Raw genomic sequence first — 23,557 nt, forward strand, 5'->3', positions numbered from 1 at the left:
GCAACACCACGCCAGCCCGCTTGGCGATCAGCACCAGCTTGCGCCGGGCCACATCGAGCAGCCGGCTGTCGGTGGGAAAGGCGATGGCCTTCTCCTGCACCGTGGAATCGACGATGACCCGCTCCAGGTCCTTCGGGGCGATGGCCTTCATCGACACCGCCGCCTCGATGGTCTTGGCCAGAAGCTCTTCCACCCCCGCATCCCCCAGCGCACGACGGAAGCGCGTCAATCCGCTCGGGTCGCAGGGCAGCCGGGTCTCGAAATACTCACCGCCGCAAAAGAACTGCCAGTACGGGTTCTCGGCCCATCTCTGAACGACGGTTTCATCGCTCTCGCCGAACGCGTGCTTCAAATACAGCAGCCCGACCATCAAGCGGATCGGCAGGCGCGGGCGACCTGCCGCGCTGGTGCCTGCGCCCGCCACCTGCAAGGTCGGGCCGAACAGGTCCAGGCCTTCGATCGGACGCCCTTGGCGATCCTTGCGGGCAAAGCACGGCGCCAGCGCCGATTCGATCTCGGCCCACGGCATGCGGGTTGCCAATACCGCGAGCGGGTGACGCAGGTCGATCATCGCGTCCAGCCGGGCGCGGAAAAAATCCGGGGTGGTCATCGCAAACCTGCGCTCCAAATCTTCCAGAAAGTGAATGCGATTGCACTGGAAACTGGAGGATTCGGCAAGCGCTCAACCACGCGCAGGCCGCGTGAGGAAAGGCTCCGAGGAGTTCTTCAGGACCGACTATCGAGCTGGACGGCGCCAACATTCACCTTGAAGAAGACGCCGACGGCAAAGGCAACTGGCTGCTCGGCAAGGATTCCGGCGGCAGCGCACCGGCGCTACGCCTGGGCACGATCCGCATCCGCGACAGCGTGCTCTCCGCCCGCCTGCCCTCGCGCCGCACCGACGTGCAGTTGCGCGTTGCCAGCGACGACACCGGCGGCGCGCTGCGCTTCACCGCCACCGGGCGCTGGCAGGGTGAGCCCCTCGACATCCGGGGCAAGGCAGGGAGCGTCGAGGGCTATCTCGATGGCGCCCAGCCCTATCCGGTGGATGCCCGTGGCAGCATCGGCGCCACCCGTTTCAGCGTGGCCGGCAGCGCCGCGAACCTGCCGGATCTCAACGGGCTGGACATCCGTTTCAACCTCGCCGGCCCGAGCCTCGCGCCGCTCTACGCCCTGACCGGCGTGCCGCTACCCGCCACCCCGCCCTATCGGCTCGCCGGGCATCTCGTGCACAGCGGCCAGCGCTGGCAGTTCGACGATCTGGACGGCCTGGTCGGGTCGAGCGACCTGCGCGGCACCTTCCAGGTCGATCGCAGCACCCAACCCCAGCGGCTGGAAGGACGCCTGCGCTCGCGCCGCCTGGATCTGTCGGACCTGTCGGGCTTCATCGGCGCCCGCGCCACGTCGGGGCAGGAGATCGCGCCACGGCCGGGCAAGGTGCTGCCATCCCGCGCCCTCGGCTTCGAGAAGATCGCCGCTGCCGACGTGGACATTGATTTCGCCATCGACGACATCCGCAACACCGGCCTGCCCCTGGAGGCGGCGGAAGGCCATCTGCGCATCGACGACCGTCGCGTCACCCTGGCGCCCCTGCGGCTGGGGCTGGCCAAGGGCAAGGTGGATGGGCGGCTGGAGCTCGACGCCCGCAGTCAGCCTGCCAAGGCCATGCTGGATGTGCGCGCCACCCGGCTGCAACTGCGCGAACTGATGCCCGGCACCGAATCGCGCAACTTCACGTCGGGGCTCCTGGGCGGCCAAGCGAAACTCGCCATGCGGGGCCAGTCGGTGGCCGAGCTGCTGGGCAGCGCCGACGGCGAGGTGGCGGTGGCGATGACCGGCGGCAGCACCAACCGCCTGCTGGTGCGGCTGGCCAACCTGGACGTGGCCAATGCCTTGCTCACCTGGCTGTCGGGAGGCCAGAAGGAGGACATCCGCTGCCTGGTGGGCGACATGACGGCCAGCGGCGGCGTGCTCAAGCCGCGCACCCTCGTGCTCGACACGACCCGCAGCCGGGTGATCGGCCAGGGCACGATCAGCCTGCGCGACGAGCAGTTCGACCTGCACCTGCGGACGGAACCGAAGGACGGCAGCCTGCTCGCCCTGCGCGGGCCGCTGTATCTCGGCGGCAGCTTTGCCGCGCCGGTGGTCCGGCCGGAACCGATCCCCCTGGGGTCGCGGATCGCGGGGGCGGTGGCGCTGGGGCTGATCTCCCCGCCGCTGGCCCTGCTTGCCCTCATCGAGACCGGCGGCGCGGAAGACACGCCGTGCGCCGCCCTCCTCGCCCAACGCCGGGAGACGCCGGCCAAGCCCTGAGCTTTGCCCTGGCGGCCCGCGCGAAAGCCCGCCGTGCACGCAAAAAGTCGGGGGCAGACCTTTCGATCTGCCCCCGACTGTCCTTGGCTGGCGGCGGGCTTATCCCTTACCGCGTACACCGTTGAAGATGAAACTCACGATGGCGAGGATCAGGAAGATGAAGAAGAGGGTCTTCGCGATTCCCACCGCACCCGCGGCGATCCCGCCAAAACCGAAAACGGCGGCGATCAGCGCGATCACGAAGAAGACGACGGCGTAGTGCAGCATGGCGGTTCTCCTGGGTTCAGGTTGAGGTCAGGGCGCGACGATCAGGCGTCGAACTTCTTTTCCCATTCCTTGACGTGCTTTTCGGCCTCGTCCTTGGTGATGCCGTAGCGTTCCTGGATCTTGCCGGCGAGCGCTTCGCGCTTGCCTTCGATCACGTCGATGTCGTCGTCGGTGAGCTTGCCCCACTGTTCCTTGAGCTTGCCCTTGAGTTGCTTCCAGTTGCCTTCGATGATGTCGCGGTTCATGGTGCTTCTCCTTTTCGGGTTGATCTACGATCCGGGCTGAGGCCCTGTTTCGCGGTGATGCAGTGGTTTCTGCATGGTTCTACTTTAGCGGTGCGCGTTTTCCCGGGCAGTCGGCCCCATCCGAATGGAATGTGAGAATGCGCTTACGGCCGTGTGGGAATCCTGAAAGAGGAAATGGCCTGCCCGATGCAGCACATCGGGCAGGCCATCAGAGGGATCGCCGGGTGGGTCGGCTTCGTTTGCGCCGCGACGGGTCAGACCACCGCCACCGCCGGCGCCGAGGTATCGACGTCGTTCCGCCGCCTGAATTCTTCCGGCGTCAGCAGACGCCAGCCGCCTCCGCCCGTGAGTTCGAGCACATGGGTGTGGTAGGTGAGCAGGGATTCCCGGTGGGCGATGCTGACGATGGTGGTGTTGCGCTCGCGCAGGCGGCGGTAGAGCACGGCTTCGTTGGCGCTGTCGAGGGCGCTGGTGGCCTCGTCGAGAATGGCCACCCGGGGGTTGATGAGGAGGAGCCGGGCAAAGGCCAGCCTCTGCTGCTCGCCGATGGAGAGCACCCGCGACCAGTCGAGTTCCTGGTCGAGTCCGCCACAGCGTTCGATCAGCCCGCCAAGTTGCACGGCGTCCAGTGCATCGGCGAGGTGGGCGTCGTCCACATCGCGGTTTGGGCGTGGGTAGAGCAGCTGGCTGCGCAGGCTGCCGATCTGCATGTAGGGCCGCTGGGGCAGGAACAGGGTGTCGATGTCGGGCGGGCGCTGGATCTCGCCTTCGCCGCTGTTCCACAGGCCCGAGATCGCCCTCAGCAGCGAACTCTTGCCGCAGCCGCTGGGGCCGACGATGAGCAGCCCGCCGCCAGTGGGCAGCTCGAAGTTGAGGTCGGTGACCAGGGTCTGCTCGCCCTGGGGCGTCTCGACGGTGACGTGGCGGGCAGCGAGGGTGCTGCCGTCGCTGCTGCGGATGCGGCGCTCGGACGGGCCGGCGCCCGGCTCCGATTCGAGCGCCCGGGCGAGGGTGTCGAGCCGGTCGATGCCGGCGGTAAACCGGCTGAGGCTCTCGAAGTTTTCGACGATCAACGACACCGCACTGAGCACCACGGCAAACGCGCCGGCCGCCTGGATCGCGCGCCCGACCTCGACCTCGCCCGACAACACGGCGTCGGCAATGATGATGCTCGGCAGGACGAGGGTGAGCTGGCTGTAGGCCTGCTGGAAGAAGTTGAGACCGAACTGCTTGCGGATCAGCCGGCGGTAGTTGGCATACGCCGCGGCGAACGTCCCCTTGATCTGCTGGAGCTCGGGCGCCTCGCCACCATAGAACGCGATGGATTCGGCGTTCTCGCGTACCCGCACGAGGCCGTAGCGCAGGTTGGCTTCGCGCCGCAGCTGCAGGAAATTGAGCCGCATCAGCGGCATGCCGAACACACCCACCGCGAGGGCGGTGCCGACGGTGGCGTAGGCCGCGAGGAAATACACCAGCTTCGGCGATATCGACCACAGCACATTGCTGAAGGCCACCAGCTGCATCAACGAGCCGATGAAGATCAGCAGGAAGTAGAGCGAGCGCTGGGTAAAGACATTCACATCCTCGGCGATGCGCTGGTCGGGGTTGTCGATCTCGTCGCTGATGCCCAGCCGGTAATACCGACGCCGCGCGAAATAACGCCCAAGGAGGCTGTAGGTGAGCCAGCGCCGCCAGTGGATGCCCATGTAGTCGCGGGCGTAGTAGTACAAGGCGTGCACCGGCACGAAGACCGCCAGCACCAGCAGGCAGGTGCGGATCGCCGTCCAGAAGCGATCCCGGTCGCCACCCGCGAGGGCCGAGGTGAACTCGCCGGTCTGGGCGTTGAGCATCACCGCGAGGCGGGTTTCGGCCAGCATCAGCAGCACCAGCACGAGGAGCAGGCCCCACGCCCGCAGGCGCTGCTCGCCCCGCCAGTAGGGTGAGGCGATGGCCCAGAAGCGGCGCCACAGATGCTGGGAAAACAGGGAGACGGGTTTCATCACTTCCTCACGATCGGGCGCCGCCGGGCAATCAGGGCTTGAGTGGGAGCATCATTCCCGTGGCACGGGGGGCCAGTCGCGCCAGGCCAGACCGTTCGCGCTGCGCACCACCTCATCCACAAAGGCCAGCTTGTCGAGAACGGGGTCAGGCAGGACGAAGGGGTAGACGTCGCCATGACCCAGACTGCGGCTCATGCTGTTGAGAAAGCGCGAGAGCGGCAGCCACGCAAACGTCAGGCGCTCCCGGAAAGGCTTGCCGAAGGACTCGCCCGGGTCGGCGGCGGCCGGGCCCTCGGCTGAGCCGTCCAGGTGAAGCCCCCAGTGGTCGGCGGTATCCAGGGCGTCGACCACGTGCAGGTAATGGGCCCAGGTTTCGGCCCAGTCTTCCCAGGGGTGCGACGCGGCATAGGCGCTGATGAAATGCGCCGGCCAGTCGGGGCGGGAGCCGTCCCTGTAGTGCGTCTCGAGCGCCTGGGCGTAGTCGGCGCGCTCATCGCCGAAGAGGGCGCGGTACGGCTCGAGCCAACCGCCCTGAGCCACCAGCGCATCCCAGTAGTAGTGGCCGATCTCGTGGCGGAAGTGCCCCAGCAGACTGCGGTAGGGCTCGCCCATCGCCGTCCGGCGTGCCTCGCGTTCGGCGTCGTCGGCCTCGGCAATGTTTACGGTGATGCAGCCGCTGTCGTGGCCGGTGAGCACCGGGTCGCCGCCTTCGACGGCCTCGAGAAACTGGAAGCGCAGGCCGCGCTCCGGGTCCTCGGCGAGGCCCGGCCGATCCAGGCCCAGGGTATCGAGGGCGTAGTAGAGGCGCCGTTTGGCCGCCTCCAGGCGCGCCCAGTAAAGGCGGTTGTCGGGCTTCTCCAGGGTGGGGATCACCTCGGTCTGCCGGCAGCAGGAACACAGGTCCGCCGGGTCGTCGGCAGGCACCATCCAGTTGCAGACCTGCGGGCCGGTGTAGTTGGCGCAGGGCTTCCACTTGCCTGTGACGCGTTTCCCAAGCGCCTTCCAGGGGCCTTCCGGCGCGGCTTCGAAGGCGGCCATGGCCGCCTCGGAGGGCAGGTAGCCCAGCGCCACCCCGCAGGCGGCGCAGGCGGTGTTCTCGAAATAGACCGGCTGGTCACATTGGCTGCATCGGAATGTCTTCATGGGGAGTGAGCATCTCGGTGATCAGATGAGGGGACGCGCCCGCAACGGCAAGGCGTAATAGTCTGCGAGCCGCTGCAGTGCTTCGACCTTGAGGATGCGCAGACGATTGGCAGAAAGTTCGTGCAGCCCGTAGGCGCGCAGACGCCGCAGCGACTTGTTGGTATGCACCAGGGACAGGCCCAGGGCATCCGCGATGTGTTGCTGGTTCAGGGGAAAATTGACGCCGGATTCATCCCCCTCACCCACGCTGCGGGCGCGCTTGTAGAGATGGACCAGCAGCATGGCGATGCGCTCCATGGCGCTGCGCTGGCCAACGCCGAGCAGGTTCTCGTCGACGATCAGCTCCTCATGGGCGCTGAGCCAGGTGAGGTCGTAGGCGAGCCCCGGAAAGCCGCGGTAGAGATCCCACAGCTCGTCACGGGGGAAGACACACAGGCGCACGGGGGTGAGCGCTTCGACACCGTGGGGCACCTGGCCGGAGAGCTCCGCCTGGAGCCCGATGAAGTCACCGGGGAGCAGGAAATTGAGGATCTGCCGCCGGCCGTCGGGCAGGCTGCGGAACCGGAACGCCCAGCCCGACCTCAGGGTGAACAGCAGATTGGAGGACTCGCCCTCCCGCAGGATCGCCTCGCCCGGCCCCAGGGTGGATTCCCGCCGGCGGAATTTCTCGATGAAGGCCAGCTCCGCATCGCTGACCCGCGTGAAGCCCCCCTGCGCCCGCAGCGGGCACGCCGCACAAGACGTATCGCTCATGACTCCCCCCCTGCCAATCACACCCTCGTCCATTTCCTGGACAAGGTTCTGTACAGATCAGAAACACCGCTCAACCACAATGTCTTATGACGTACCCAGGATTCGCCAGACGCGCTAGATTTCCTCCGGACTCACTGCGCCGACCGGAAATTCCATGGAAAACCTCTACCAGTACGCCTATCTCAGCTGCATCCGCCCTGAGGTCAGCCTCACCCGGGTTTACGAAATCGTTCAGGTTTCACGCAAGAACAACCGGAACGCGAACATCACCGGCATCCTGGTCTTCGACGGCTGGCGCTTTTTCCAGTACATCGAAGGGGCCGACGACACCGTGCTCGATCTGGTACGGAAACTTCGCCAGGATGAGCGCCATCATCAGTTCACCGAGCTGCTCTCCACGCCGTTTGCCGGCCCCCGGCTGTTCCGCAACTGGTCGATGGGTTACTCGGTCACGGCGGATGAGGCGCTGCTCACTGCATTCACGCGGCTCACGCCGGGTGAGGTGGTTTTGCGGATTCCCGATCTCGTCGACAGCGTCGACCTCGAACCCTGACCAGTTTCCTCCTTGGGCGCCGCCGTGTCCTGCCCTCTTTACGAGTCTGCCTGTCGTCATTTCAACCGGAGCGCGCGCCCGAGGCTGTCGGACTGACGCGAGAACACGCGTAGGACGGCGCCCACAGCCAGCGCGCCGCGCCAGACGAGTCCTACGTGGATGTCGGCGAGGCCCGATGGCGTGGCCGGCCAATCCGCCCATAATGGCTGCGTGATGCCAACGCCTCCGCGTTGACCACTTCAGCAGGGTCGAGCGCCATGCCCCCTACCCGCCCGCCAACCGCCTCAGAGACTGCGCCCGCGCGGCAGGCGTCGCGCCTCGCCACGCTACCCGCCGCCCTGTGGCCCGCCGCCAAGGTGTTCGTCGAGCGCGATGCGCCCCGGCACGGCGCGGCGCTGGCCTTCTATACGGTGTTCTCCCTCGCCCCGCTGCTGGTCGTCATCACCGCGGGGATTGCGGTACTGCTGGGCACCGCCACCGCCCAGAACGCCATCGGGGAGTACATCCAGCGCATGCTCGGCCCGGAGGAGGCCCTGGTGATCGCCGCGATGACCCGCAATGCGCTCGAACGGCTCCAGGCCAGCGGCGCCGCCGCGTGGCTGGCGATGGGCAGCACCTTGCTGGGGGCGAGCGTCACCTTCCTCGAACTCAAGGCGGCGCTGGCGTCGATCTGGGACGTGCGGCCCGTCGCCCGCTCCGCCACGTCGACCTTGATCGTCGGGCGCCTGAGCGGGCTCGCGCTGGCCCTCGGCGTGGGCTTCCTGCTGGGCGTGACACTGCTCGCCGAGGCCGCGATGCACGCGGCGGTGGCGTGGCTGGGGAAAGACATGCCGGGGCTCGACATCGCCGCCGGGCTGGTGGACCTGACCCTCATGAATGCCTTCAGCGCCGCGTTGTTCGCGCTGCTCCTGGCGCGCCTCACACCGGGGCGGACGCGCTGGCTAGACGCGCTGCCGGCGGCGCTGGTGGTCACGGTGCTGTTTGCCATCGGGCGCTACCTGATCGCCGCCTATCTCACCCACGCGGGTGTCGCCTCGGCCTATGGCGCCGCGGGCTCGCTGGCGGCCGTGCTGGTGTGGTGCTACGCGTCGGCGCAGATCTTCCTCTACGGCGCGTGCGTGTTGTACGTGCAGACCCGGCGGGACACCCCCGCCGCCCCACAGGAGCCCTCTCCATGAATTCTCTCAAGGTGGATGTCGCGATCATCGGCGCCGGTTCGGCCGGCATGAGCGCATACAAGGCAGCCCGCAAGCACACCGACCGGGTGGTGGTGATCGAGCAAGGCCCGTACGGCACGACCTGCGCCCGCGTCGGCTGCATGCCCAGCAAGCTGCTGATCGCGGCCGCCGATCACGCCCACGCCGTGGCTACCGGCGAGCCCTTCGGCGTCACCGTCGCCGGCCTGAAGATCGACGGCGCGGCAGTGATGGCGCGGGTGCGCCGCGAGCGGGATCGCTTTGTCGGCTTCGTGCTCGACACGGTGGATGGCTGGCCCGACGCCCACAAGCTATCCGGGGCAGCCCGCTTCGAGGCGCCCGGCCGGCTGAGGGTGGCCGACACGTGCGTCGAAGCGGCGCGCGTCATCATCGCCACGGGTGCCACGCCCGCGGTGCCGGCCGGCTGGCGGGAGCGCCTGGGCGACCGGCTGGTGGTGAACGACGATGTGTTCGAGTGGGACGCCCTGCCCGAGTCGGTGGCTGTGGTCGGCACCGGCGTGGTCGGGCTGGAGCTGGCCCAGGCGCTGCACAGGCTCGGGGTGCGGGTGCGGCTGTTCGGGCGCAGCCAACGGGTCGGCCCGCTGACCGACCCGGCCCTGCAGGCTGCGGTTGCGGCGTGGATCAACGCGACCCTGCCCTACAGCGGCAATGTCGGCGAACCCGAGGTGGACCGCGACGGGGATGGCGTGGTCGTCACCTGGAAGGATGAGCGGGGCCACGAGCGCCGCGAACGCTTTGCCTTCGTGCTCGCCGCCGCCGGCCGGCGGCCTGCGCTGGCCGGGCTCGATCTCGACAAGGCGGGCATACCGCTCGACGCGCGGGGCAGGCCGGTTTTTGATCCGGCCACCGGGCGGATCGGCGACACGCCGGTGTTCATCGCCGGCGACGCGGACGACGATCGTCCAGTCCTCCACGAGGCGGCCGACGAAGGGCGCATCGCCGGCGACAACGCGGGCCGCTATCCCGACGTGCGCCCGGCGGAACGCCGCACGCCCCTGACGATCGTGTTCACCGATCCCCAGATGGCCATCGCGGGCGCCAGCCACGCCGACCTCACCCGCCGCGGCGTGGCCTTCGCCCAGGGCGCGGCGTCCTTCGCCGACCAGGGTCGGGCCCGGACGATGGGCCGCAACCTGGGGGAGATGCGGGTGTATGCCGGCAAGGCGGACGGCCGTCTGCTGGGGGCGGAACTGTTCGGGCCCGACGCCGAGCACCTCGCCCATCTGCTCGCCTGGGCCATCCAGCGCGGCGATACCGTGACGGACGCCCTCGCCGCGCCCTTCTACCATCCGGTGGTCGAAGAGGGGCTGCGCACCGCGCTGCAGAACCTCGCCAGGGCGCTGCGCGACGCGAGCTGATTCAATCCATCGCCAGCACCGCCGCGCCCTGCAGCGCGCCACGGCGGAGCGTCTCGAGCGCGAGGTTGGCATCAGCCAGCGCAAAGCGGGTCACCGCGGTGTGCACCGGCACGCGGGGGGCGAGGTCGAGGAAGTCGATGCCGTCCTGGCGGGTGAGGTTGGCCACCGAGCGGATCATCCGTTCGCCCCACAGGTCGGCGTAGGGAAAGGCCGGGATGTCGCTCATGTGGATGCCGGCGCACACCACCACGCCACCCTTTTCCAGGTGCGCGAGCGCGGCCGGCACCAGCGAGCCGGCGGGGGCGAAGATCAGCGCCGAATCAAGGCGCTCCGGCGGCCGCTGGCTGGCGTCGCCCACCCACGCGGCGCCCAGCTGACGCGCGAAATCCTGGCTTTCCCCATCGCCCGGGCGGGTGAAGGCGTAGAAGGGCCGCTGCTGGTGGCGCAGCACCTGGGCCACGATGTGGGCCGCCGCGCCAAAGCCGTAGATGCCGACCCGCTGCGCGTCCCCCACGAGGCGCAGCGCCCGGTAGCCGATCAGCCCGGCGCACAGCAGCGGGGCAAGCTCCAGCGCCGAGGGCAGCGCCGCGCTCTCCATCAGCGGAAAGCAGTAGCGGGCGTCGGCCACCGTGAATTCGGCGTAGCCGCCGTCGATCTGGTAGCCGGTGAAGCGCGCGTGGTCGCACAGGTTCTCGCGGCCACTGGCGCAGAAGTGGCAGGTGCCGCAGGTCCAGCCCAGCCAGGGCACGCCGATGCGCTGGCCGGGGGCGAAGCCGCTCACCCCGTCGCCCAGCCCGGCCACCCGGCCGACGATCTCGTGGCCGGGGATGATGGGCAGCACCGGGTCGGGCAGCTCGCCATCCACCAGATGCAGGTCGGTGCGGCACACGCCGCAGGCTTCCACCTTCAGCAGCACCTGACCGGGGCCAGGCCGCGGGACGGGGCGGGTCTCCGGCACCAGCGGTTCGCCCGGGCGGTGGAGGACCATCGCGCGCATGGTGGCGGGGAGGGTTTCAAAGGTGTCGGCGGTCATGGCAGCGCTCCGGATTCGTTTCGGGCCCGCCAGCGGCGAGCCGCGCCAGCCCCCGCGCCGAACCGCGCACGCTGGCGAGGACTTGGGGAATGGCGAGCGGGTGGATCTTCATCGGACCGATCGCGAACGGGCCACTACCTACTTTACGGCCGGAAGCACCCCGCCAACCGGATCTGGATCAAGTTTGTGGCGGGCGATCGGCGATAATCCGCCCATGCCCACCCACGACATCCTCCCCGTTCCCGGCGGCGCGCCGATCCGGCTGTGGACCCACGGCGTCCCCGTCGAGGACGACGCCCGCACGCAGCTGATGAACACCGCCCGGATGCCCTTCATCTTCCGGCATCTGGCGGTGATGCCGGACGTGCACCTGGGCAAGGGCTCGACCATCGGCAGCGTCATCCCCACCGTCGGGGCGATCATCCCGGCGGCGGTGGGCGTGGACATCGGCTGCGGCATGATGGCGGCGCGCACCTCGCTCACCGCGGCGGATCTGCCCGACAGCCTCCACGCCCTGCGCAGCGCCATCGAGGCCGCCGTGCCCCACGGCAAGACCTTCGGCCGCCGCGACACCGGCGCCTGGGACGACGCCCCGCAGGCCGTCGACGCCGAATGGCGCCAGCTTGCCGGGCGTTTCGCGCAGATCACCGGCAAATACCCGAAGCTCGAACGCACCAACAACCGCCTGCACCTGGGCACCCTCGGCACCGGCAACCACTTCATCGAGGTGTGCCTCGACGAGGCCGACCGGGTGTGGTTCATGCTGCATTCGGGCTCCCGCGGGGTGGGCAACGCCATCGGCAACCTGTTCATCGAGCTGGCCCAGGACGACATGCGCCAGCACATCGCCAACCTGCCCGACCGCGATCTGGCCTACTTCAACGAAGGCAGCCGGCATTTCGACGACTACGTCGAGGCCGTCGGCTGGGCCCAGGATTTCGCCCGCCACAACCGCGAGCTGATGATGCGCGCGGTTGTATCCGCCGCCCGGCGGATCATCCCCAAGCCCTTCGCCGCCGACGTGGAGGCGGTGAACTGCCACCACAACTATGTGCAACGCGAGACCCACTTCGGGCATGAGGTGCTCGTCACCCGCAAGGGCGCCGTCGCCGCCCACCGGGGCCAGCTGGGCATCATCCCCGGCTCGATGGGCGCGAAGAGCTTCATCGTCCGCGGCCTCGGCAACGAAGAGGCGTTCTGCTCCTGCAGTCACGGCGCCGGGCGCACCATGAGCCGCACCCAGGCCAAGAAGCGCTTCAGCGTGGCCGATCAGGTGCGCGCCACCGAAGGCGTCGAGTGCCGCAAGGACGCCGGCGTGATCGACGAGATCCCGATGGCCTACAAGGACATCGACGCGGTGATGGCCGCCCAGGCCGATCTGGTGGAGATCGTCCACACCCTGCGGCAGGTGGTCTGCGTGAAGGGCTGAGACCTTCGTCCCACGCCCGCGTCGTAAGACGATTCCCACATCGCATTCGGCCCGCGCCGACGGCCCCCCATAGCACGCCAGCCTAAAGTGGAAGCATGCAGCGAGGGCCATGCATCCCGGCCAGACTGCCCCACCGGATCAGCACAGGAGCAGGCCATGAAGCGCGTCAACATCGAGTTCCCTACCCGTCCCGTCCGTGCCGCCCGCCGCGGTGAAGCCCGCAGCGGCTGGAATGAATGGATCGAGGACGAGATCGACATGCGCAAACTGCGTTCCGGCCGCAAGCTCGACAAGGTTCGCCGGTCGATCGCCAACCAGGCGAACGAAGCCCCGCGCTGATCCGCCAACACCCCGGGAGACCGTCATGCTCCACTACGCCGTCGTGTTCTTCGTGATCGCCCTGATCGCCGCCGTGTTCGGTTTTGGCGGGATCGCCGCGGGTGCGGTCGAGATCGCCAGGATCCTGTTCTTTATCTTCATCGTGCTGGCCATCGCCAGCTTCATCATCAACGCCTTGCGCGGCCGAAGCTGACGCGCCGCCGCCCCGGACCCGGCTGGCGCGGGCGGCCCTGCCCCGCCAACCATGCCAGCGTCTGGCAAGTCTGGCAGACTCCCGCCTAGCCTTCGATGCCGCCCCCGCCCATGCCGCCGTCCGACCGTCTTCCCCTCCGCCAGCAGATCACCCGGCTGCTACCGCACAAGCTGTGGTCCTACCTCCTCGTCACCACCGGCTGTCTGGCGGTGATCAGCCTGCTCGCCTTCGGCCGGCTCCATTCGGAGTTTGGCATCGAGGCCATGCGCAGCACCCAGGATTACAAGGCCCGGCTCGACCGAATCGACGCCCTGCTCGTTGCGGTGCTCAATGCCGAAACGGGGGTGCGAGGCTATCTGGTGTCCGGGCGCAACCCGGTTTACCTCGATTCCTATGAGTTGAGCGAGAAGGAGGTCGGCCCGCTGCTGGAGAAGATGAGCCAGGATTTCCCTGAAGGCGGCCCCGATCGCGCCGAGTTCGAGATGCTCCGCGGCCTGGTGGCGCTCAAGCGCTCGCTGCTCAACGAGTCCATCCGGTTAGGCCAGCCTCCGCCGCTGATCTCCCAGGGCACGGGCGGACCGGGCAAGGCTTACATGGACCAGATCCGGACCTCGATCGACGCCCTCCGCGCACGCCTGGAAGAGCGCAACCACCAGGTCGTCGAAGAATCGGTGCGGCGCCTCAGCAGCATCCAGCGCACGGTCACCGCGCTGGCGGCGGGGGCGCTGGGCCTCATCATCGCGCTGTTTGCCGTGCAGCAGCGGCAGGCCGCGCTGCGGGCGAGGATCGCCGAACTGCTCAAACACGAGAACGACGTCCTCGAATCCACCGTCGTTCAGCGCACGCGAGAGCTGTCTGATCTGGCCAGCTACCTCACCGACAGCCGCGAAGCCGAGAAAGCCCGGCTGGCCCGGGAGATGCACGACGAGCTGGGCGCCCTGCTCACCGCCGCCAAGATGGACGCGAGCTGGCTGCTGCGCAGCCTGGGCGCCAACAGCAGCCCGGACATCCAGGCGCGCTTCCGCCGCCTGATCGACACCATCGGCTCCGGCATCACCATCAAGCGCCGCATCATCGACGACCTGCGCCCGCCGCTGCTGCAGGGGCTGGGTCTGGTGGAGGCGCTGCGCGCCGTGTCGGACGATCTGCGCCACGAGTATGAACTCAAGCTCAACCTGCCCGACAAGGACATCCACTGCCCGGAGCAGCAGGCCCTCGCCCTCTTCCGCATCGTTCAGGAAGCCATCACCAACATCCGCAAGTATGCCAACGCCCACCACCTGGAGCTGGGGCTGGAGGTGAAGGGCCGCGACATCCACCTGTGGATCGCCGACGATGGCGACGGTTTCGACGTCGCCAGCCCCACCCTCAACCGGCACGGGCTGGCCGGGATGAAGCACCGGGTACAGATGTTCGAAGGCAACTTCTCGCTGATCTCTTCCCCCGGCAAGGGCACCCGCATCGACGCCCGGATGCCCCTGCTGGATGGCCCTCCGCCACCCGAATCAGTCCACCATCAGCCCGTGGCGTAGGGCGTAGGCAGCCAGCTCGGCGTTACTGTTCACGTCGATCTTCTCGAGCAGCCGCGAACGATAGGTGCTCACGGTCTTCACGCTGAGGTTGAGCAATTCGGCGATGCTCGACACGGATTCGCCCTTGGCAAGCCGCAGGAATACCTGCAGTTCGCGCTCGGACAGGCTCTCGTGGGGCAGGGAATTACCCGCACCGGCCAGATCGTCGGCCATCAGCTCGGCGGTCCGTGCCGACACGTAGCGGCGGCCCTGGGCCACGGTGCGGATCGCCTTGATGAGCTCATCCCGCTCACAATCCTTGCACAGATAGCCGTTGGCGCCGTTGCGGATCATCGGCAGCGCGTAGCGCTCCTCGGGAAAACCGCTGAGCACCAGCACCTTGAGGGATTCATAGCGCTGGCGCACCGCGCGCAGCACGTCCACCCCGCTCTGGCCGGGCAGCGAGAGGTCGAGCAGCAGGACGTCGCAAGGGGTCTCGCGCAGCTTCTGCATCGCCTCCTCGCCACTGGCGGCCTCGAATTCGACGCGAATCCCGAGCTCGTCAGAGAGCATCTCCCGGAAACCCGCCCGCACGATTTTGTGATCGTCCACGATGGCCAGACGCAGCATGAGAGTTCTCCACGATTCAATGATCAAATTGTATCGGACACCCTCTGGGCCGGCCGTCTTCGCTGTCTGACATTGATGCAGGACTCGTCCTACATCCAACGCCAGAAACGTAGGACAACACCTACATCGCTATCGGCATTGAACGACTGGCTAGCGGGTGGAAACGGGCAGATCATGGAAGCATCGTAGTCCTTCCGCCGACTACGCATGTACTCGGGAGTCATCATGAACACGATCCGCCGCCTTCAGCGTCTCAGCCACAGCCCCGCCCTGCTGGGCCTGTTTGCCGGCGTGCTGGTTGCCGCCTTCGCCGCAGGCGCGATCACGGCCCAGACCTTGTCCTCGGCCAAGCGCCCGTCGATCGAACTCGTCTCGGCCACCACGGGCGACAAGGCGGCATCGGCCATCGACAGCCACGCCATCGGGCGCGACGTCTACTCCATCCGCGGCACGCCCCTCGGACGCCTGACCGCCATCATCCGCGGCACCGACACCGGGAGCAGCTTTGCGCTGATCTCCACCTACGATAGGGACGCCAGCCTTGCCGGCGAAATTGCGATTCCCGTAGCCCAGCTCGACCTGCAGGGCGATCGCATCGTGCTCGGCAGCGGTGGCGGGCGCGACGATCCGGCTCCGCAACGCTGGCTTCTCTGAGCGTTTCAGCCATGCGCGCGGCGCCCAGGCCCCGCGATCGGCCGTCGCTGCTCAAGCAGCGGCGATGGCGCAAGATGGCGTGCTCGGCGCACGCCTACGTGCGTGGCAACACCGCGCGTTTTTATGACTGGCTGGAGGAAAACAGCCAGGACGCGATCCCGGCCGGGCCGCCCGTCTGGATCTGCGGCGACTGCCACGTGGGCAACCTCGGCCCGGTGGTGGGTGCCGACGGACGGATCCAGGTCATGATCCGTGATCTCGATCAGGCGGTGATCGGCAACCCGGCCCATGACCTCATCCGCCTCGGCCTGTCCCTCGCCAGCGCCTGCCGCAGCGCCAACCTGCCGGGCGCCGTCAGCGTCAAGGTGGTCGATGCGCTGCTGGACGGCTATGCCCGCGCCTTCACGCGCCGCCCCCACCACAAGGACGCACCCGGGACCATCAAGGCACTCCTCCGTGAGGCCATCGGGCGCAGCTGGAAGCAGCTGGTCCGCGAACACCTCACCCACACGCAGTCGCACATTCCCCTCGGCAAGCGCTTCTGGCCCCTCTCGAAGGCCGAGCGCCGTGCGATCGCCGCGCTGCTGTCCCCCGATGCCCTCGGCCCGCTCGCCGTGGGCCTGGGCATCGCCCGCCCCGACGACGCGGTACGGATGGCCGACGCTGCCTACTGGGTGAAGGGTTGCAGCAGTCTGGGGCGGCCCCGCTACGCGGTGTTGCTTGAAATCGACGAGGCGGGTGGCCAGAACCGCCTGGCCATGCTCGACATCAAGGATGCACCGCCGGCCGCCGCGCCACGCACCACCTCCTCCGCCATGCCCCGGGATAACGCCGAGCGTGTCGTGGCGGCGGCGATGGCGCTCTCGCCCGCCCTCGGCGAGCGCATGGTCGCAGTGCGCCTGCTCGACCGCCCGATGGTGCTGCGCGAACTCGCGCCTCATGAGCTCAAGATCGAGCCCGACCACATGCCGCCGGCCGTCATCGACGAGATGGGGGCCTACTTTGGCCGCATCGTCGGCGATGCCCACGCCCGGCAGATGTCGGCTGCGCAGCGCAAGGCCTGGCACGGCATCCTGCGCGCCTCCCGCAGCACGCAGGTGGATGCGCCGTCGTGGCTGTGGCAGGCCATCGTCGATGCCCTCGCCAGCCACGAGCGGGGCTATCTGCAGCACTGCCGCAGGCACATCGCCCTCATCGGGTGATGACCGTCAGCACCCGATCGGAGAGATCGCGGGTGGCCGCCACCCGGAAGGCCTGCCGTTCGCTGTCGTAATCCCGCTGTTCCAGCACGCGCCGGACCTCCCCGGCAAAGTGGTCGACCCGGATCACATTGACCGAATTCGGATGCCCGCCCCGGATGCGGTGCGACGTGGCGGTGCCCGCCACCGCCGTCCAGCAGGCGCCGGCCTCCGGGCCGTAGCGCACGGCCAGTGGTCGGCACAGGGGCACATGCACATGGCCCGACAACACCAGATCAGCCCCTGCGCGCGCCCACGCTCGCACGGCCTCGGATGCGCCGTGGACGATGTCACCCAGATCACCGGCGTCATGCACGTCGAGCGGATGGTGCACCACCACGATCCGCATGGGCGTCGGCCCCGCGCGGCGCAGCCGCTCCGCCACAGCCTCGATCTGCTCGGGCGACAGGCTGCCGTGCTTGTGGCGCCAGGCCCGCACGCTGTTCACCCCGGTCATGAACACATCGGGCAGGCGGCGCGAATCCTCCAGCGCCGAACCAAGACACTGCCGATAGCCCTGAAAGGGGTCGACCACCCGTTGAAGCACATTGAACAGCGGAATGTCGTGGTTACCCGGCACGACCAGCCGGGGCCCGGGTGGCAGCCGCGCCACGAATGCTGCGGCGGCAGCGAACTCGGCCGGACGGGCGCGCTGGGTGACATCGCCCGACAGCACGATCAGATCGGGCTGGAGCTGCCACGCCAGGGCCAGCAGCGCCTCGACCACCGGCGGCTGCTCGGTGCCGAAATGGGTGTCGGATATCTGGAGGATGACGCTCATCCGCTCGCCTCGTCCTGCGGCGGATCGGGCGCCACCAGCCACAGGGGCTGCGATGCCACCTCGAACACCAGCGGAGTCCGCATCAGGCATTGCTCGCCGTCCATCGCAACCTTGACCTGACGCCCGCGCCACCACCCGCCCTGGGCCACCCGCAAGCGGCGAAAGACCAGCCGCTCGATCTCCTCGGCGTCGGCGAGGCGGCCGAGCGCCCCTTGCAGTGCCAGGCGGACCAGCCCAAGGCGGCCAACCGGACGCAGCACCAGACCGACCAACTGCCCCTCATCCACCTCGCCGGCTTCCGGCAGGCCGATGTCGCTCAGCTGGAGACGATTGTTGCCGACGAAGAGCGTCGAGGCGAGCAAGTGCTCATCCACGTCGCCGGACTGGAGATGGAGGTGATGCAGACGATGCCTGCCCAGCAAGGTCAGCAGCGCGGCGCCCCAAGCGGCCGGGCGGCTACGGCCCCATTGCTGCTTGAAGGCCTCGCGGTCCTCCAGCAGCTGGGGATACAGCCCGAGACTGGCATTGACCAGGAAGATCCGCTCATTCACCCGCCCCACCTGGATCGGCCTCAGGCGGCCGCCCAGCACGGCGTGGATGGCCGCCTCGGGTTCGGTCGGAAAGCCGTTGCTGCGGCCAAAGTAATTGAATGTCCCGCCGGGGATGACCGAGTAGGCGGCCCCCACCTCGAGGGCCACCGCGGCCACCGTGTTGAGCGTACCGTCGCCCCCCACCGCCACCAGCAGGCCATTGCGGTCCCGGGCCTGCCCGGCCGCTTGGCGTGCAGTCTGCTCGAGTTCTTCGGCGTGGGTCACGAGCCGCACACTCACCTGATGCCCGCGGGCGCTCACCGTGTCGCGGATTAACGCGGCGATCGCGTCGCCCTCCTGCCGGCCGGAGGCGGCGTTCACCACCACCAGCCACGGCGCGTCGGCATCAAGACGGGGCGCGTCGGCCAGCCCCATGACTCAAGCTCGCCCCGTAGCTGGGCGCCCGGCTGCGGATGGGGTGGGCTGGCAGGGCAAGGCACGCATCGGTCGGTTCCTGGTTGAGCCCCCGCGGAAACCGCAGGGGACACCCAAAGCTTAGCCTCGGCTGCCTTGGCAGGAATGTGGGCAGACCGCCCGAGGCGCTGTAGGACGTAGCCGACAGACACACGGAGCGTGTGGCGCTAACCTGTGCTCCGTAGTTGTCACTGTTTCTGACCGACTTTGTACCGAGTTATCCCCATGTCGTCTGCCCCTACATCGCTGAACACCGTGATTGTCGAAGACAACCCGGCGCTCCTCGAGCTGCTGTCCGGCATGCTGGGCGGCATCGAGCGGGTCGAGGTCGTCGGCACCGCCGCCAGTGAAGCGGAAGCGATCTCGATGATCCGCAGCACCCGCCCCAAGCTCGCCATCGTCGACCTTGAACTGCGCGCGGGAACCGGGCTCAAGGTGCTCGGCGCCATCCAGAGCAACGCCGCCGATTTCGGTGCGCCGCGGACGGTCGTATTTTCCAACCACGCCCACCCGATCGTGAAGTCGCGCTGTCTGGCCCTTGGCGCAGAGGCGTTCTTCGACAAGTCCTTCCAGATGGACGAGCTGCTCGAGTTCGTCCAGGCACTCGCGGAACGCACCAACTGAACGAGTAGCACCGCCGGGCCAGCCCATCTTGCAGTTGGCCCGACACCAAAAGAAAAGAGGGGCGGTCTTCCGCCCCTCTTCCTTGTTGCCCCTCGGCTGGCCGGTTACGGCTTGACCACGATGTCGTTCTTGATATTCACGACGCCCGGGGTGCCGCGCGCCAGATCTTCGGCCTTGCTCCGTTCCGCGCTGCTCTTGGCAAAACCGGAGAGCTGGACGACGCCCTTCAGGGTTTCGACGCTGATGGCCATCGCGCTCACGGTGGAGTCTTCGGCAAACTTGGCCTTGACGCGGGTGGTGATGGTGGCGTCGTCCACATACTGACCGACGGTGGATTGTTCGCGGGTGACGGCGCAGCCGGCAGCGGTGAAGGCGAGCAGGCCGGCAAGGGCCAGGGAGGCGGCGGTGGTTTTCATTTTGAAACTCCTTTCGGTCTTTATTCTGGCCGGGAAAGCGTGCTTCCCGATTCGTGCTGCTGATTCCAGAATAATTCCGGGCCTTGCGCCGGGCTGTCCGACAGGGCGGATTGGCCTGTAGGACAAATCTGGCCGGGCCGACCTCAGCGCCCGTCGTTGTTCAGCACCAGCCGCACCAGTTCGGCCACCGTGCCGATGCCGAGCTTCTCGCGGATGTGGCAGCGGTGCACCTCCACCGTCTTCTTGCTGATGCCCAGCTCCACCCCGATCTCGCGGCTCGAAAGCCCGTCGATCAGCAGATCGAGCACCTCCCGCTCCCGCGGCGACAGCAGGGCCAGCAGCTGGTTGATGGAGCGCGTATGGCGCTGCTGGCGGTGGAGTTCGGCAGCGCGATTGACCGCGTCCTGCACCCGGTCGAGGAGCGCCTGATCCGAGAAGGGCTTTTCGATGAAGTCGAAGGCGCCGTTGCGCATCGCCCGCACCGACATGGGGATCGAGCCGTGGCCGGTGAGGAACAGGATGGGCAGCGCCGGGTTGTCGATGCGCAGCACCTCCTGCAGCTCGAAGCCGCCCATCAGCGGCATGCGCACGTCGAGCAGCAGACAGCCCGGCTGGTCGGCGTCGTAGCCGTCGAGGAACTCCCGCCCGTTGCGGAACACCCGCACCGGGTGGCCCACCGATTCGAGCAGCCAGCGCAGGGATTCGCGCACCCCGTCGTCGTCGTCCACGACGAACACGGTGGGGATGGCGGCGGGCTTAGCGGTCGGGGTCGACATGAGTGGATTCTCCAGTAGCCAGCGGCAGGCTGAAGTGAAATTTGGCACCACCGCCGGTAACGCGGGTAGCCCACAGGTGGCCGCCGTGGGAATCGACGATCGACCGGCACAGGGACAGGCCGATGCCCAGGCCCTCCTTCTTGGTGGTGTAGAAGGCGTCGAACAGGCGGTCGGGGTTGGCCTTGGGCAGCCCGTGGCCGCGGTCTTCGATGGTCACGTTCACCGTGCCGGCGGCGGTGAGGGTGGTGGCGATGACGAGCTGGCGGCGCTCCTGGGGCGTGTCGACCATTGCCTCGATGCCGTTCCGGGCGAGGTTGGAGATCACCTGCTCGATCAGCACCCAGTCGCAATCCACCAGCGCGGGCTCGCGCAGCAGCCGGTAGCGCACGGGGATGCGCCGGGTGCGCGCCTCGATCTCGATGAAGGGCGCGATCTCCTCGACGATGGTGCGGATGTCCACCGTCTCGCGGTGGTAGCCACTCTTGCGGGTGAAGTTGCGCACCGTGCGGATGATGCGCCCGGCCCGCTCGGCCTGGACGCGGGTGTTCTCCAGCACTTCCTTCAGGGTGGCGTCGTCTAGCCGGCCGGCATCGGCGCGGCGGATCGCCCCGCCGACGAAGTTCATGATCGCGAAGAAGGGCTGGTTGAGCTCGTGGGCCAGCGCCGAGGCCATCTCGCCGGTGGTCGATAGCCGCGCCATGTGGGAGAGCTCCATGTCCCGCTGGCGCACCCGGGCTTCGGCTTCGATGCGGCTGGTCACGTCACGGAAGGTGACGAGCAGGCCATTGACGCAGTGGTCCTCCAGCAGATTGACGCAGCTGCCTTCGTGCTGGCGCCAGCTGCCGTCCCGGTGCTGGATGCGGTAGGCCAGCGGAAACACTCCGCCTTCGTCCCGCGCCGCCTTCTCGAGCAGCGCCGCCAGCCGGTTGGCGTCGTCGTGCTCCATCCGGCGGAACACGCTGAAGCCGCGCACTTCCCGCTCGCGAAAGCCCAGCACCTGGCGGATCGACGGCCCCACCCAGCGCACGTGGCCGAGGCGGTCGAGGATGGCGATGCCGTCGCTGATGCTGCCGATCAGCCGCCGGTAGTAGGCCTCGCGGGCCACCAGCCGGGCCTCGGCCTCCTTGCGCTCGCGGATGTCGCGCACCAGCGCGATCACCCGCGGGTGGCCGTCGGAGATGATGCGCTTGAGGTTCACCTCGGCCGCCAGGTCGCTGCCGTCGGGCCGGCGCAGCCACCACTCGAAGATCTGCGGGCCATCGCGGATCACCCGGTGGATCAGCGCCCGCGCGGCCCGGCTGTCGCAGCCGCGGCGGGCCGAGCTGATGTCGCCCACGTCCATGCAGCGCAGCAGATCCACCGGATAACCGGTGAGGCTGGCCGCCATCCGGTTGGCGTCGAGGATCGCGCCGCTGTCCTCGTCGTGGATGAAGATCGCGTCGTTGGCGTGATCGAACACGTCCTGATAGTTGGTCGCCACCTGCATGGCATTTCTCCGCCGGCCGCCGTGATTCAGGCCGATAAGCACTTGTACCTAGTCGCTTAGATGCGACGCCCGATTTACGCCCCGAAACCCCGCCGATAGCCTTGTCAGCACCTGCCGTCGATGACGGAACGACGCTCGTAAATGTGAAATTACAGTGTAAATCGAATTGAAAAATTAGCCATCGGCTTCCGGCCTGCGGGATCTCGCCCACCCCGCGTACCGGTGCCAAGCGTAACCCCAGCCCCCAACGCAAGGAGTGAATTCCATGAGCCAGAAGCCAACCAGCGCACAGCGCGAAGTGGTCGTCTCCACCTACACCCGCGGTATCGTCGGGCCGGGCAACCCGATGCTCGGCCCGGTGGCCGACGGCGGCACCATCCGCGTCGGCACGCCGCCGGGCTGCTGGGGCCCGATGATCACCCCCAAGTTCCAGGGCGGCCATGAAGTCTCCCAGCCGGTGGCCGTCGAAGGCGCCCAGGTGGGCGACGCCGTGGCGATCCACATCCAGCGCATGGAGGTCACCTCGCTGGCGACGTCGTCTGGCGTGATGGCCTTCGTGGATGGCCGCTACCTGGGCGACCCCTTCGTGGCCAAGCTGTGCCCGAGCTGCGGCACGGTCAGCCCGCCCAGCCACATCGAGGGCATCGGCGACGAGGCCGTGCATTGCGACGTGTGCGGCGCTGAAGTGAATGCCTTCCGCTTCACCAACGGCTACGTGATCGTCCTCGACAAGGACAACAACGTCTCCCTCACCGTCGACAAGGCCGCCGCCGAGCGCCTCGCCGCCCACGCCAAGGACAACGCCCGCCTGCCCGAGCACTCCGAGCAGCACTCGATTTTGTCGCTGGCCCGCGCCGACATCGTCGGCCTCGCGGCCCACATGCAGCCCTTCCTCGGCAACATCGGCACCACCCCGTCGAAGGATCTGCCGGATTCCCACAACGCCGGCGACTTCGGCAGCTTCCTGGTGGACGCACCCCACGCCTACGCCATGACCCAGGAAGAGCTGGAGCAGCACAAGACCGACGGCCACATGGACACCAACTCGGTGCGCGCCGGGGCGATCCTGATCTGCCCGGTCAAGGTGACCGGCGCCGGCATCTACATGGGCGACATGCACGCCCAGCAGGGCAACGGCGAAGTGGCCGGCCACGCGACGGACGTCTCGGGCATCACCGAGGTGAAGGTGGAGGTCATCAAGGGCCTCGCCATCGACGGCCCGATCCTGCTCCAGCGCCCCGACGACCTGCCGCCCATGGCCCGCCCCATGAACCGCGAGCAGCGCGCCGCCGTGAAGGCCCTGGCCGAGCGCTTCGGCCAGGCAACGATCGAGGAAAACGGCCCGATCACCTTCATCGGCACCGGTCGCACCCTCAACGACGCCACCCACAACGGCGTCGACCGCGCCGCCAAGGTCACCGGCCTGTCGCCGGAAGAGATCCTCAACCGCGCCACCATCGCCGGCTCCATCGAGATCAGCCGCCTGCCCGGCGTGGTGCGCGTCACCTTCCAGTGCCCGATGAGCATCCTCGACCGCATTGGCGTCGGCCAGCTTGTGCGCAAGCAATACGGCCTCGACGCCGCCTGAACCCAC

At 68.1% G+C, this 23,557-nt stretch carries 25 protein-coding genes; 12 read left to right on the forward strand and 13 right to left on the reverse strand.

The annotated features are described in order from the left end of the window. The coding region (locus tag GH681_RS19635) for a transposase (RefSeq protein WP_194271288.1) at nucleotides 1-610 on the reverse strand (610 nt) is incomplete at its 3' end. Nucleotides 611-867: 257 nt separating this feature from the next. On the opposite strand from GH681_RS19635, the gene GH681_RS19640 reads away from it, so the two are divergent. Then, complete coding sequence (locus GH681_RS19640; protein ID WP_194271289.1) at nucleotides 868-2,313, forward strand: AsmA family protein; 1,446 nt, start codon at nucleotides 868-870, stop codon at nucleotides 2,311-2,313. Nucleotides 2,314-2,412: 99 nt separating this feature from the next. Here GH681_RS19640 and GH681_RS19645 read toward each other — a convergent pair whose 3' ends face one another. The 5 genes from GH681_RS19645 to GH681_RS19665 all read right to left on the reverse strand — a co-directional run bounded on the left by GH681_RS19645 (nucleotide 2,413) and on the right by GH681_RS19665 (nucleotide 6,721). Then, the gene (locus tag GH681_RS19645; RefSeq protein WP_153163244.1) at nucleotides 2,413-2,580 is read right to left on the reverse strand and encodes a DUF1328 domain-containing protein; all 168 of its coding nucleotides are present in this window, start codon (nucleotides 2,578-2,580) and stop codon (nucleotides 2,413-2,415) included. A 41-nt stretch (nucleotides 2,581-2,621) separates the two neighbouring features. Further along, complete coding sequence (locus GH681_RS19650; RefSeq protein WP_153163245.1) at nucleotides 2,622-2,825, reverse strand: CsbD family protein; 204 nt, start codon at nucleotides 2,823-2,825, stop codon at nucleotides 2,622-2,624. A gap of 254 nt (nucleotides 2,826-3,079) precedes the next feature. After that, the gene (locus tag GH681_RS19655; RefSeq protein ID WP_153163246.1) at nucleotides 3,080-4,825 is read right to left on the reverse strand and encodes an ABC transporter ATP-binding protein/permease; all 1,746 of its coding nucleotides are present in this window, start codon (nucleotides 4,823-4,825) and stop codon (nucleotides 3,080-3,082) included. A 51-nt stretch (nucleotides 4,826-4,876) separates the two neighbouring features. Then, a complete protein-coding gene (locus GH681_RS19660; protein WP_153163247.1) occupies nucleotides 4,877-5,968 on the reverse strand; it encodes a putative zinc-binding metallopeptidase in 1,092 nt (363 codons plus the stop codon). A 21-nt stretch (nucleotides 5,969-5,989) separates the two neighbouring features. Next, nucleotides 5,990-6,721: a Crp/Fnr family transcriptional regulator gene (locus GH681_RS19665; RefSeq protein ID WP_153163248.1), complete on the reverse strand. Its 732-nt coding sequence runs from the start codon at nucleotides 6,719-6,721 to the stop codon at nucleotides 5,990-5,992. A 154-nt stretch (nucleotides 6,722-6,875) separates the two neighbouring features. Here GH681_RS19665 and GH681_RS19670 point away from each other — a divergent pair, with 154 nt between their 5' ends. The 3 genes from GH681_RS19670 to GH681_RS19680 all read left to right on the forward strand — a co-directional run bounded on the left by GH681_RS19670 (nucleotide 6,876) and on the right by GH681_RS19680 (nucleotide 9,849). Further along, the gene (locus GH681_RS19670) at nucleotides 6,876-7,274 is read left to right on the forward strand and encodes a BLUF domain-containing protein (RefSeq protein ID WP_153163249.1); all 399 of its coding nucleotides are present in this window, start codon (nucleotides 6,876-6,878) and stop codon (nucleotides 7,272-7,274) included. 257 nt (nucleotides 7,275-7,531) lie between these two features. Then, nucleotides 7,532-8,452 (forward strand): YihY/virulence factor BrkB family protein, encoded by a 921-nt coding sequence (locus GH681_RS19675; protein WP_153163250.1) that lies wholly within the window; start codon nucleotides 7,532-7,534, stop codon nucleotides 8,450-8,452. Next, a complete protein-coding gene (locus GH681_RS19680) occupies nucleotides 8,449-9,849 on the forward strand; it encodes a dihydrolipoyl dehydrogenase (protein WP_153163251.1) in 1,401 nt (466 codons plus the stop codon). The genes GH681_RS19675 and GH681_RS19680 overlap by 4 nt, the downstream gene beginning before the upstream one ends. Before the next feature lies 1 nt (nucleotide 9,850). Here GH681_RS19680 and GH681_RS19685 read toward each other — a convergent pair whose 3' ends face one another. After that, the gene (locus GH681_RS19685; RefSeq protein ID WP_228112001.1) at nucleotides 9,851-10,882 is read right to left on the reverse strand and encodes a zinc-dependent alcohol dehydrogenase family protein; all 1,032 of its coding nucleotides are present in this window, start codon (nucleotides 10,880-10,882) and stop codon (nucleotides 9,851-9,853) included. Nucleotides 10,883-11,096: 214 nt separating this feature from the next. Between GH681_RS19685 and GH681_RS19690 the strand changes: the two genes are divergently transcribed. From GH681_RS19690 to GH681_RS19705, 4 genes are all read left to right on the forward strand, one after another. After that, nucleotides 11,097-12,311 carry an RtcB family protein gene (locus GH681_RS19690; RefSeq protein ID WP_153163252.1) on the forward strand — a complete coding sequence of 405 codons (1,215 nt, stop codon included), beginning with the start codon at nucleotides 11,097-11,099 and terminating at the stop codon, nucleotides 12,309-12,311. A 156-nt stretch (nucleotides 12,312-12,467) separates the two neighbouring features. Beyond that, the gene (locus GH681_RS19695) at nucleotides 12,468-12,650 is read left to right on the forward strand and encodes a hypothetical protein (protein WP_153163253.1); all 183 of its coding nucleotides are present in this window, start codon (nucleotides 12,468-12,470) and stop codon (nucleotides 12,648-12,650) included. A gap of 25 nt (nucleotides 12,651-12,675) precedes the next feature. Beyond that, nucleotides 12,676-12,843: a DUF1328 domain-containing protein gene (locus tag GH681_RS19700; protein WP_153163254.1), complete on the forward strand. Its 168-nt coding sequence runs from the start codon at nucleotides 12,676-12,678 to the stop codon at nucleotides 12,841-12,843. A 95-nt stretch (nucleotides 12,844-12,938) separates the two neighbouring features. After that, complete coding sequence (locus GH681_RS19705) at nucleotides 12,939-14,375, forward strand: CHASE3 domain-containing protein (protein WP_153163255.1); 1,437 nt, start codon at nucleotides 12,939-12,941, stop codon at nucleotides 14,373-14,375. Here the strand turns inward: GH681_RS19705 and GH681_RS19710 are convergent. Further along, nucleotides 14,349-14,984 (reverse strand): response regulator transcription factor, encoded by a 636-nt coding sequence (locus GH681_RS19710; RefSeq protein ID WP_153163256.1) that lies wholly within the window; start codon nucleotides 14,982-14,984, stop codon nucleotides 14,349-14,351. The genes GH681_RS19705 and GH681_RS19710 overlap by 27 nt on opposite strands. Before the next feature lie 225 nt (nucleotides 14,985-15,209). Here GH681_RS19710 and GH681_RS19715 point away from each other — a divergent pair, with 225 nt between their 5' ends. Together GH681_RS19715 and GH681_RS19720 are read left to right on the forward strand one after the other, a co-directional pair. Further along, a complete protein-coding gene (locus GH681_RS19715) occupies nucleotides 15,210-15,638 on the forward strand; it encodes a hypothetical protein (RefSeq protein WP_153163257.1) in 429 nt (142 codons plus the stop codon). Beyond that, on the forward strand, nucleotides 15,635-16,840 hold the full coding sequence (locus GH681_RS19720; protein WP_368666709.1) for a DUF2252 family protein: 1,206 nt from the start codon (nucleotides 15,635-15,637) through the stop codon (nucleotides 16,838-16,840). The genes GH681_RS19715 and GH681_RS19720 overlap by 4 nt, the downstream gene beginning before the upstream one ends. Here GH681_RS19720 and GH681_RS19725 read toward each other — a convergent pair. Together GH681_RS19725 and GH681_RS19730 are read right to left on the reverse strand one after the other, a co-directional pair. Then, on the reverse strand, nucleotides 16,830-17,657 hold the full coding sequence (locus GH681_RS19725) for a metallophosphoesterase (RefSeq protein ID WP_153163259.1): 828 nt from the start codon (nucleotides 17,655-17,657) through the stop codon (nucleotides 16,830-16,832). The two genes, GH681_RS19720 and GH681_RS19725, sit on opposite strands and share 11 nt — an antisense overlap. Continuing rightward, nucleotides 17,654-18,622, reverse strand: coding sequence for a diacylglycerol kinase family protein (locus GH681_RS19730; protein ID WP_153163260.1), 969 nt, complete (start codon nucleotides 18,620-18,622; stop codon nucleotides 17,654-17,656). Before GH681_RS19730 ends, GH681_RS19725 begins: the two co-directional genes overlap by 4 nt. A 264-nt stretch (nucleotides 18,623-18,886) precedes the next feature. Between GH681_RS19730 and GH681_RS19735 the strand changes: the two genes are divergently transcribed. After that, nucleotides 18,887-19,285, forward strand: a complete 399-nt coding sequence (locus GH681_RS19735) for a response regulator transcription factor (RefSeq protein WP_153163261.1) — start codon at nucleotides 18,887-18,889, stop codon at nucleotides 19,283-19,285. 104 nt (nucleotides 19,286-19,389) lie between these two features. Here the strand turns inward: GH681_RS19735 and GH681_RS19740 are convergent, their stop codons facing one another. From GH681_RS19740 to GH681_RS19750, 3 genes are all read right to left on the reverse strand, one after another. Continuing rightward, nucleotides 19,390-19,701, reverse strand: coding sequence for a BON domain-containing protein (locus GH681_RS19740; RefSeq protein ID WP_153163262.1), 312 nt, complete (start codon nucleotides 19,699-19,701; stop codon nucleotides 19,390-19,392). 143 nt (nucleotides 19,702-19,844) lie between these two features. Next, a complete protein-coding gene (locus GH681_RS19745) occupies nucleotides 19,845-20,477 on the reverse strand; it encodes a response regulator transcription factor (protein ID WP_153163263.1) in 633 nt (210 codons plus the stop codon). Then, nucleotides 20,458-21,963 (reverse strand): PAS domain S-box protein, encoded by a 1,506-nt coding sequence (locus tag GH681_RS19750; RefSeq protein WP_153163264.1) that lies wholly within the window; start codon nucleotides 21,961-21,963, stop codon nucleotides 20,458-20,460. The genes GH681_RS19745 and GH681_RS19750 overlap by 20 nt, the downstream gene beginning before the upstream one ends. Before the next feature lie 265 nt (nucleotides 21,964-22,228). Between GH681_RS19750 and GH681_RS19755 the strand changes: the two genes are divergently transcribed. Then, on the forward strand, nucleotides 22,229-23,551 hold the full coding sequence (locus tag GH681_RS19755; protein ID WP_153163265.1) for an acetamidase/formamidase family protein: 1,323 nt from the start codon (nucleotides 22,229-22,231) through the stop codon (nucleotides 23,549-23,551). The last annotated feature ends 6 nt before the right edge of the window (nucleotides 23,552-23,557 follow it).

Source organism: Zoogloea sp. 1C4, from assembly GCF_009469605.1.
Taxonomy (GTDB): domain Bacteria; phylum Pseudomonadota; class Gammaproteobacteria; order Burkholderiales; family Rhodocyclaceae; genus Zoogloea; species Zoogloea oryzae.

Excerpts from the sequence above, each read along its gene's own strand:
- GH681_RS19645 (WP_153163244.1), bottom strand. The coding sequence starts at position 2,580 with ATGCTGCACTACGCCGTCGTCTTCTTCGTGATCGCGCTGATCGCCGCC.
- GH681_RS19650 (WP_153163245.1), bottom strand. The coding sequence starts at position 2,825 with ATGAACCGCGACATCATCGAAGGCAACTGGAAGCAACTCAAGGGCAAG.
- GH681_RS19655 (WP_153163246.1), bottom strand. The coding sequence starts at position 4,825 with ATGAAACCCGTCTCCCTGTTTTCCCAGCATCTGTGGCGCCGCTTCTGG.
- GH681_RS19660 (WP_153163247.1), bottom strand. The coding sequence starts at position 5,968 with ATGAAGACATTCCGATGCAGCCAATGTGACCAGCCGGTCTATTTCGAG.
- GH681_RS19665 (WP_153163248.1), bottom strand. The coding sequence starts at position 6,721 with ATGAGCGATACGTCTTGTGCGGCGTGCCCGCTGCGGGCGCAGGGGGGC.
- GH681_RS19670 (WP_153163249.1), top strand. The coding sequence starts at position 6,876 with ATGGAAAACCTCTACCAGTACGCCTATCTCAGCTGCATCCGCCCTGAG.
- GH681_RS19675 (WP_153163250.1), top strand. The coding sequence starts at position 7,532 with ATGCCCCCTACCCGCCCGCCAACCGCCTCAGAGACTGCGCCCGCGCGG.
- GH681_RS19680 (WP_153163251.1), top strand. The coding sequence starts at position 8,449 with ATGAATTCTCTCAAGGTGGATGTCGCGATCATCGGCGCCGGTTCGGCC.
- GH681_RS19685 (WP_228112001.1), bottom strand. The coding sequence starts at position 10,882 with ATGACCGCCGACACCTTTGAAACCCTCCCCGCCACCATGCGCGCGATG.
- GH681_RS19690 (WP_153163252.1), top strand. The coding sequence starts at position 11,097 with ATGCCCACCCACGACATCCTCCCCGTTCCCGGCGGCGCGCCGATCCGG.
- GH681_RS19695 (WP_153163253.1), top strand. The coding sequence starts at position 12,468 with ATGAAGCGCGTCAACATCGAGTTCCCTACCCGTCCCGTCCGTGCCGCC.
- GH681_RS19700 (WP_153163254.1), top strand. The coding sequence starts at position 12,676 with ATGCTCCACTACGCCGTCGTGTTCTTCGTGATCGCCCTGATCGCCGCC.
- GH681_RS19705 (WP_153163255.1), top strand. The coding sequence starts at position 12,939 with ATGCCGCCCCCGCCCATGCCGCCGTCCGACCGTCTTCCCCTCCGCCAG.
- GH681_RS19710 (WP_153163256.1), bottom strand. The coding sequence starts at position 14,984 with ATGCTGCGTCTGGCCATCGTGGACGATCACAAAATCGTGCGGGCGGGT.
- GH681_RS19715 (WP_153163257.1), top strand. The coding sequence starts at position 15,210 with ATGAACACGATCCGCCGCCTTCAGCGTCTCAGCCACAGCCCCGCCCTG.
- GH681_RS19725 (WP_153163259.1), bottom strand. The coding sequence starts at position 17,657 with ATGAGCGTCATCCTCCAGATATCCGACACCCATTTCGGCACCGAGCAG.
- GH681_RS19730 (WP_153163260.1), bottom strand. The coding sequence starts at position 18,622 with ATGGGGCTGGCCGACGCGCCCCGTCTTGATGCCGACGCGCCGTGGCTG.
- GH681_RS19735 (WP_153163261.1), top strand. The coding sequence starts at position 18,887 with ATGTCGTCTGCCCCTACATCGCTGAACACCGTGATTGTCGAAGACAAC.
- GH681_RS19740 (WP_153163262.1), bottom strand. The coding sequence starts at position 19,701 with ATGAAAACCACCGCCGCCTCCCTGGCCCTTGCCGGCCTGCTCGCCTTC.
- GH681_RS19745 (WP_153163263.1), bottom strand. The coding sequence starts at position 20,477 with ATGTCGACCCCGACCGCTAAGCCCGCCGCCATCCCCACCGTGTTCGTC.
- GH681_RS19750 (WP_153163264.1), bottom strand. The coding sequence starts at position 21,963 with ATGCAGGTGGCGACCAACTATCAGGACGTGTTCGATCACGCCAACGAC.
- GH681_RS19755 (WP_153163265.1), top strand. The coding sequence starts at position 22,229 with ATGAGCCAGAAGCCAACCAGCGCACAGCGCGAAGTGGTCGTCTCCACC.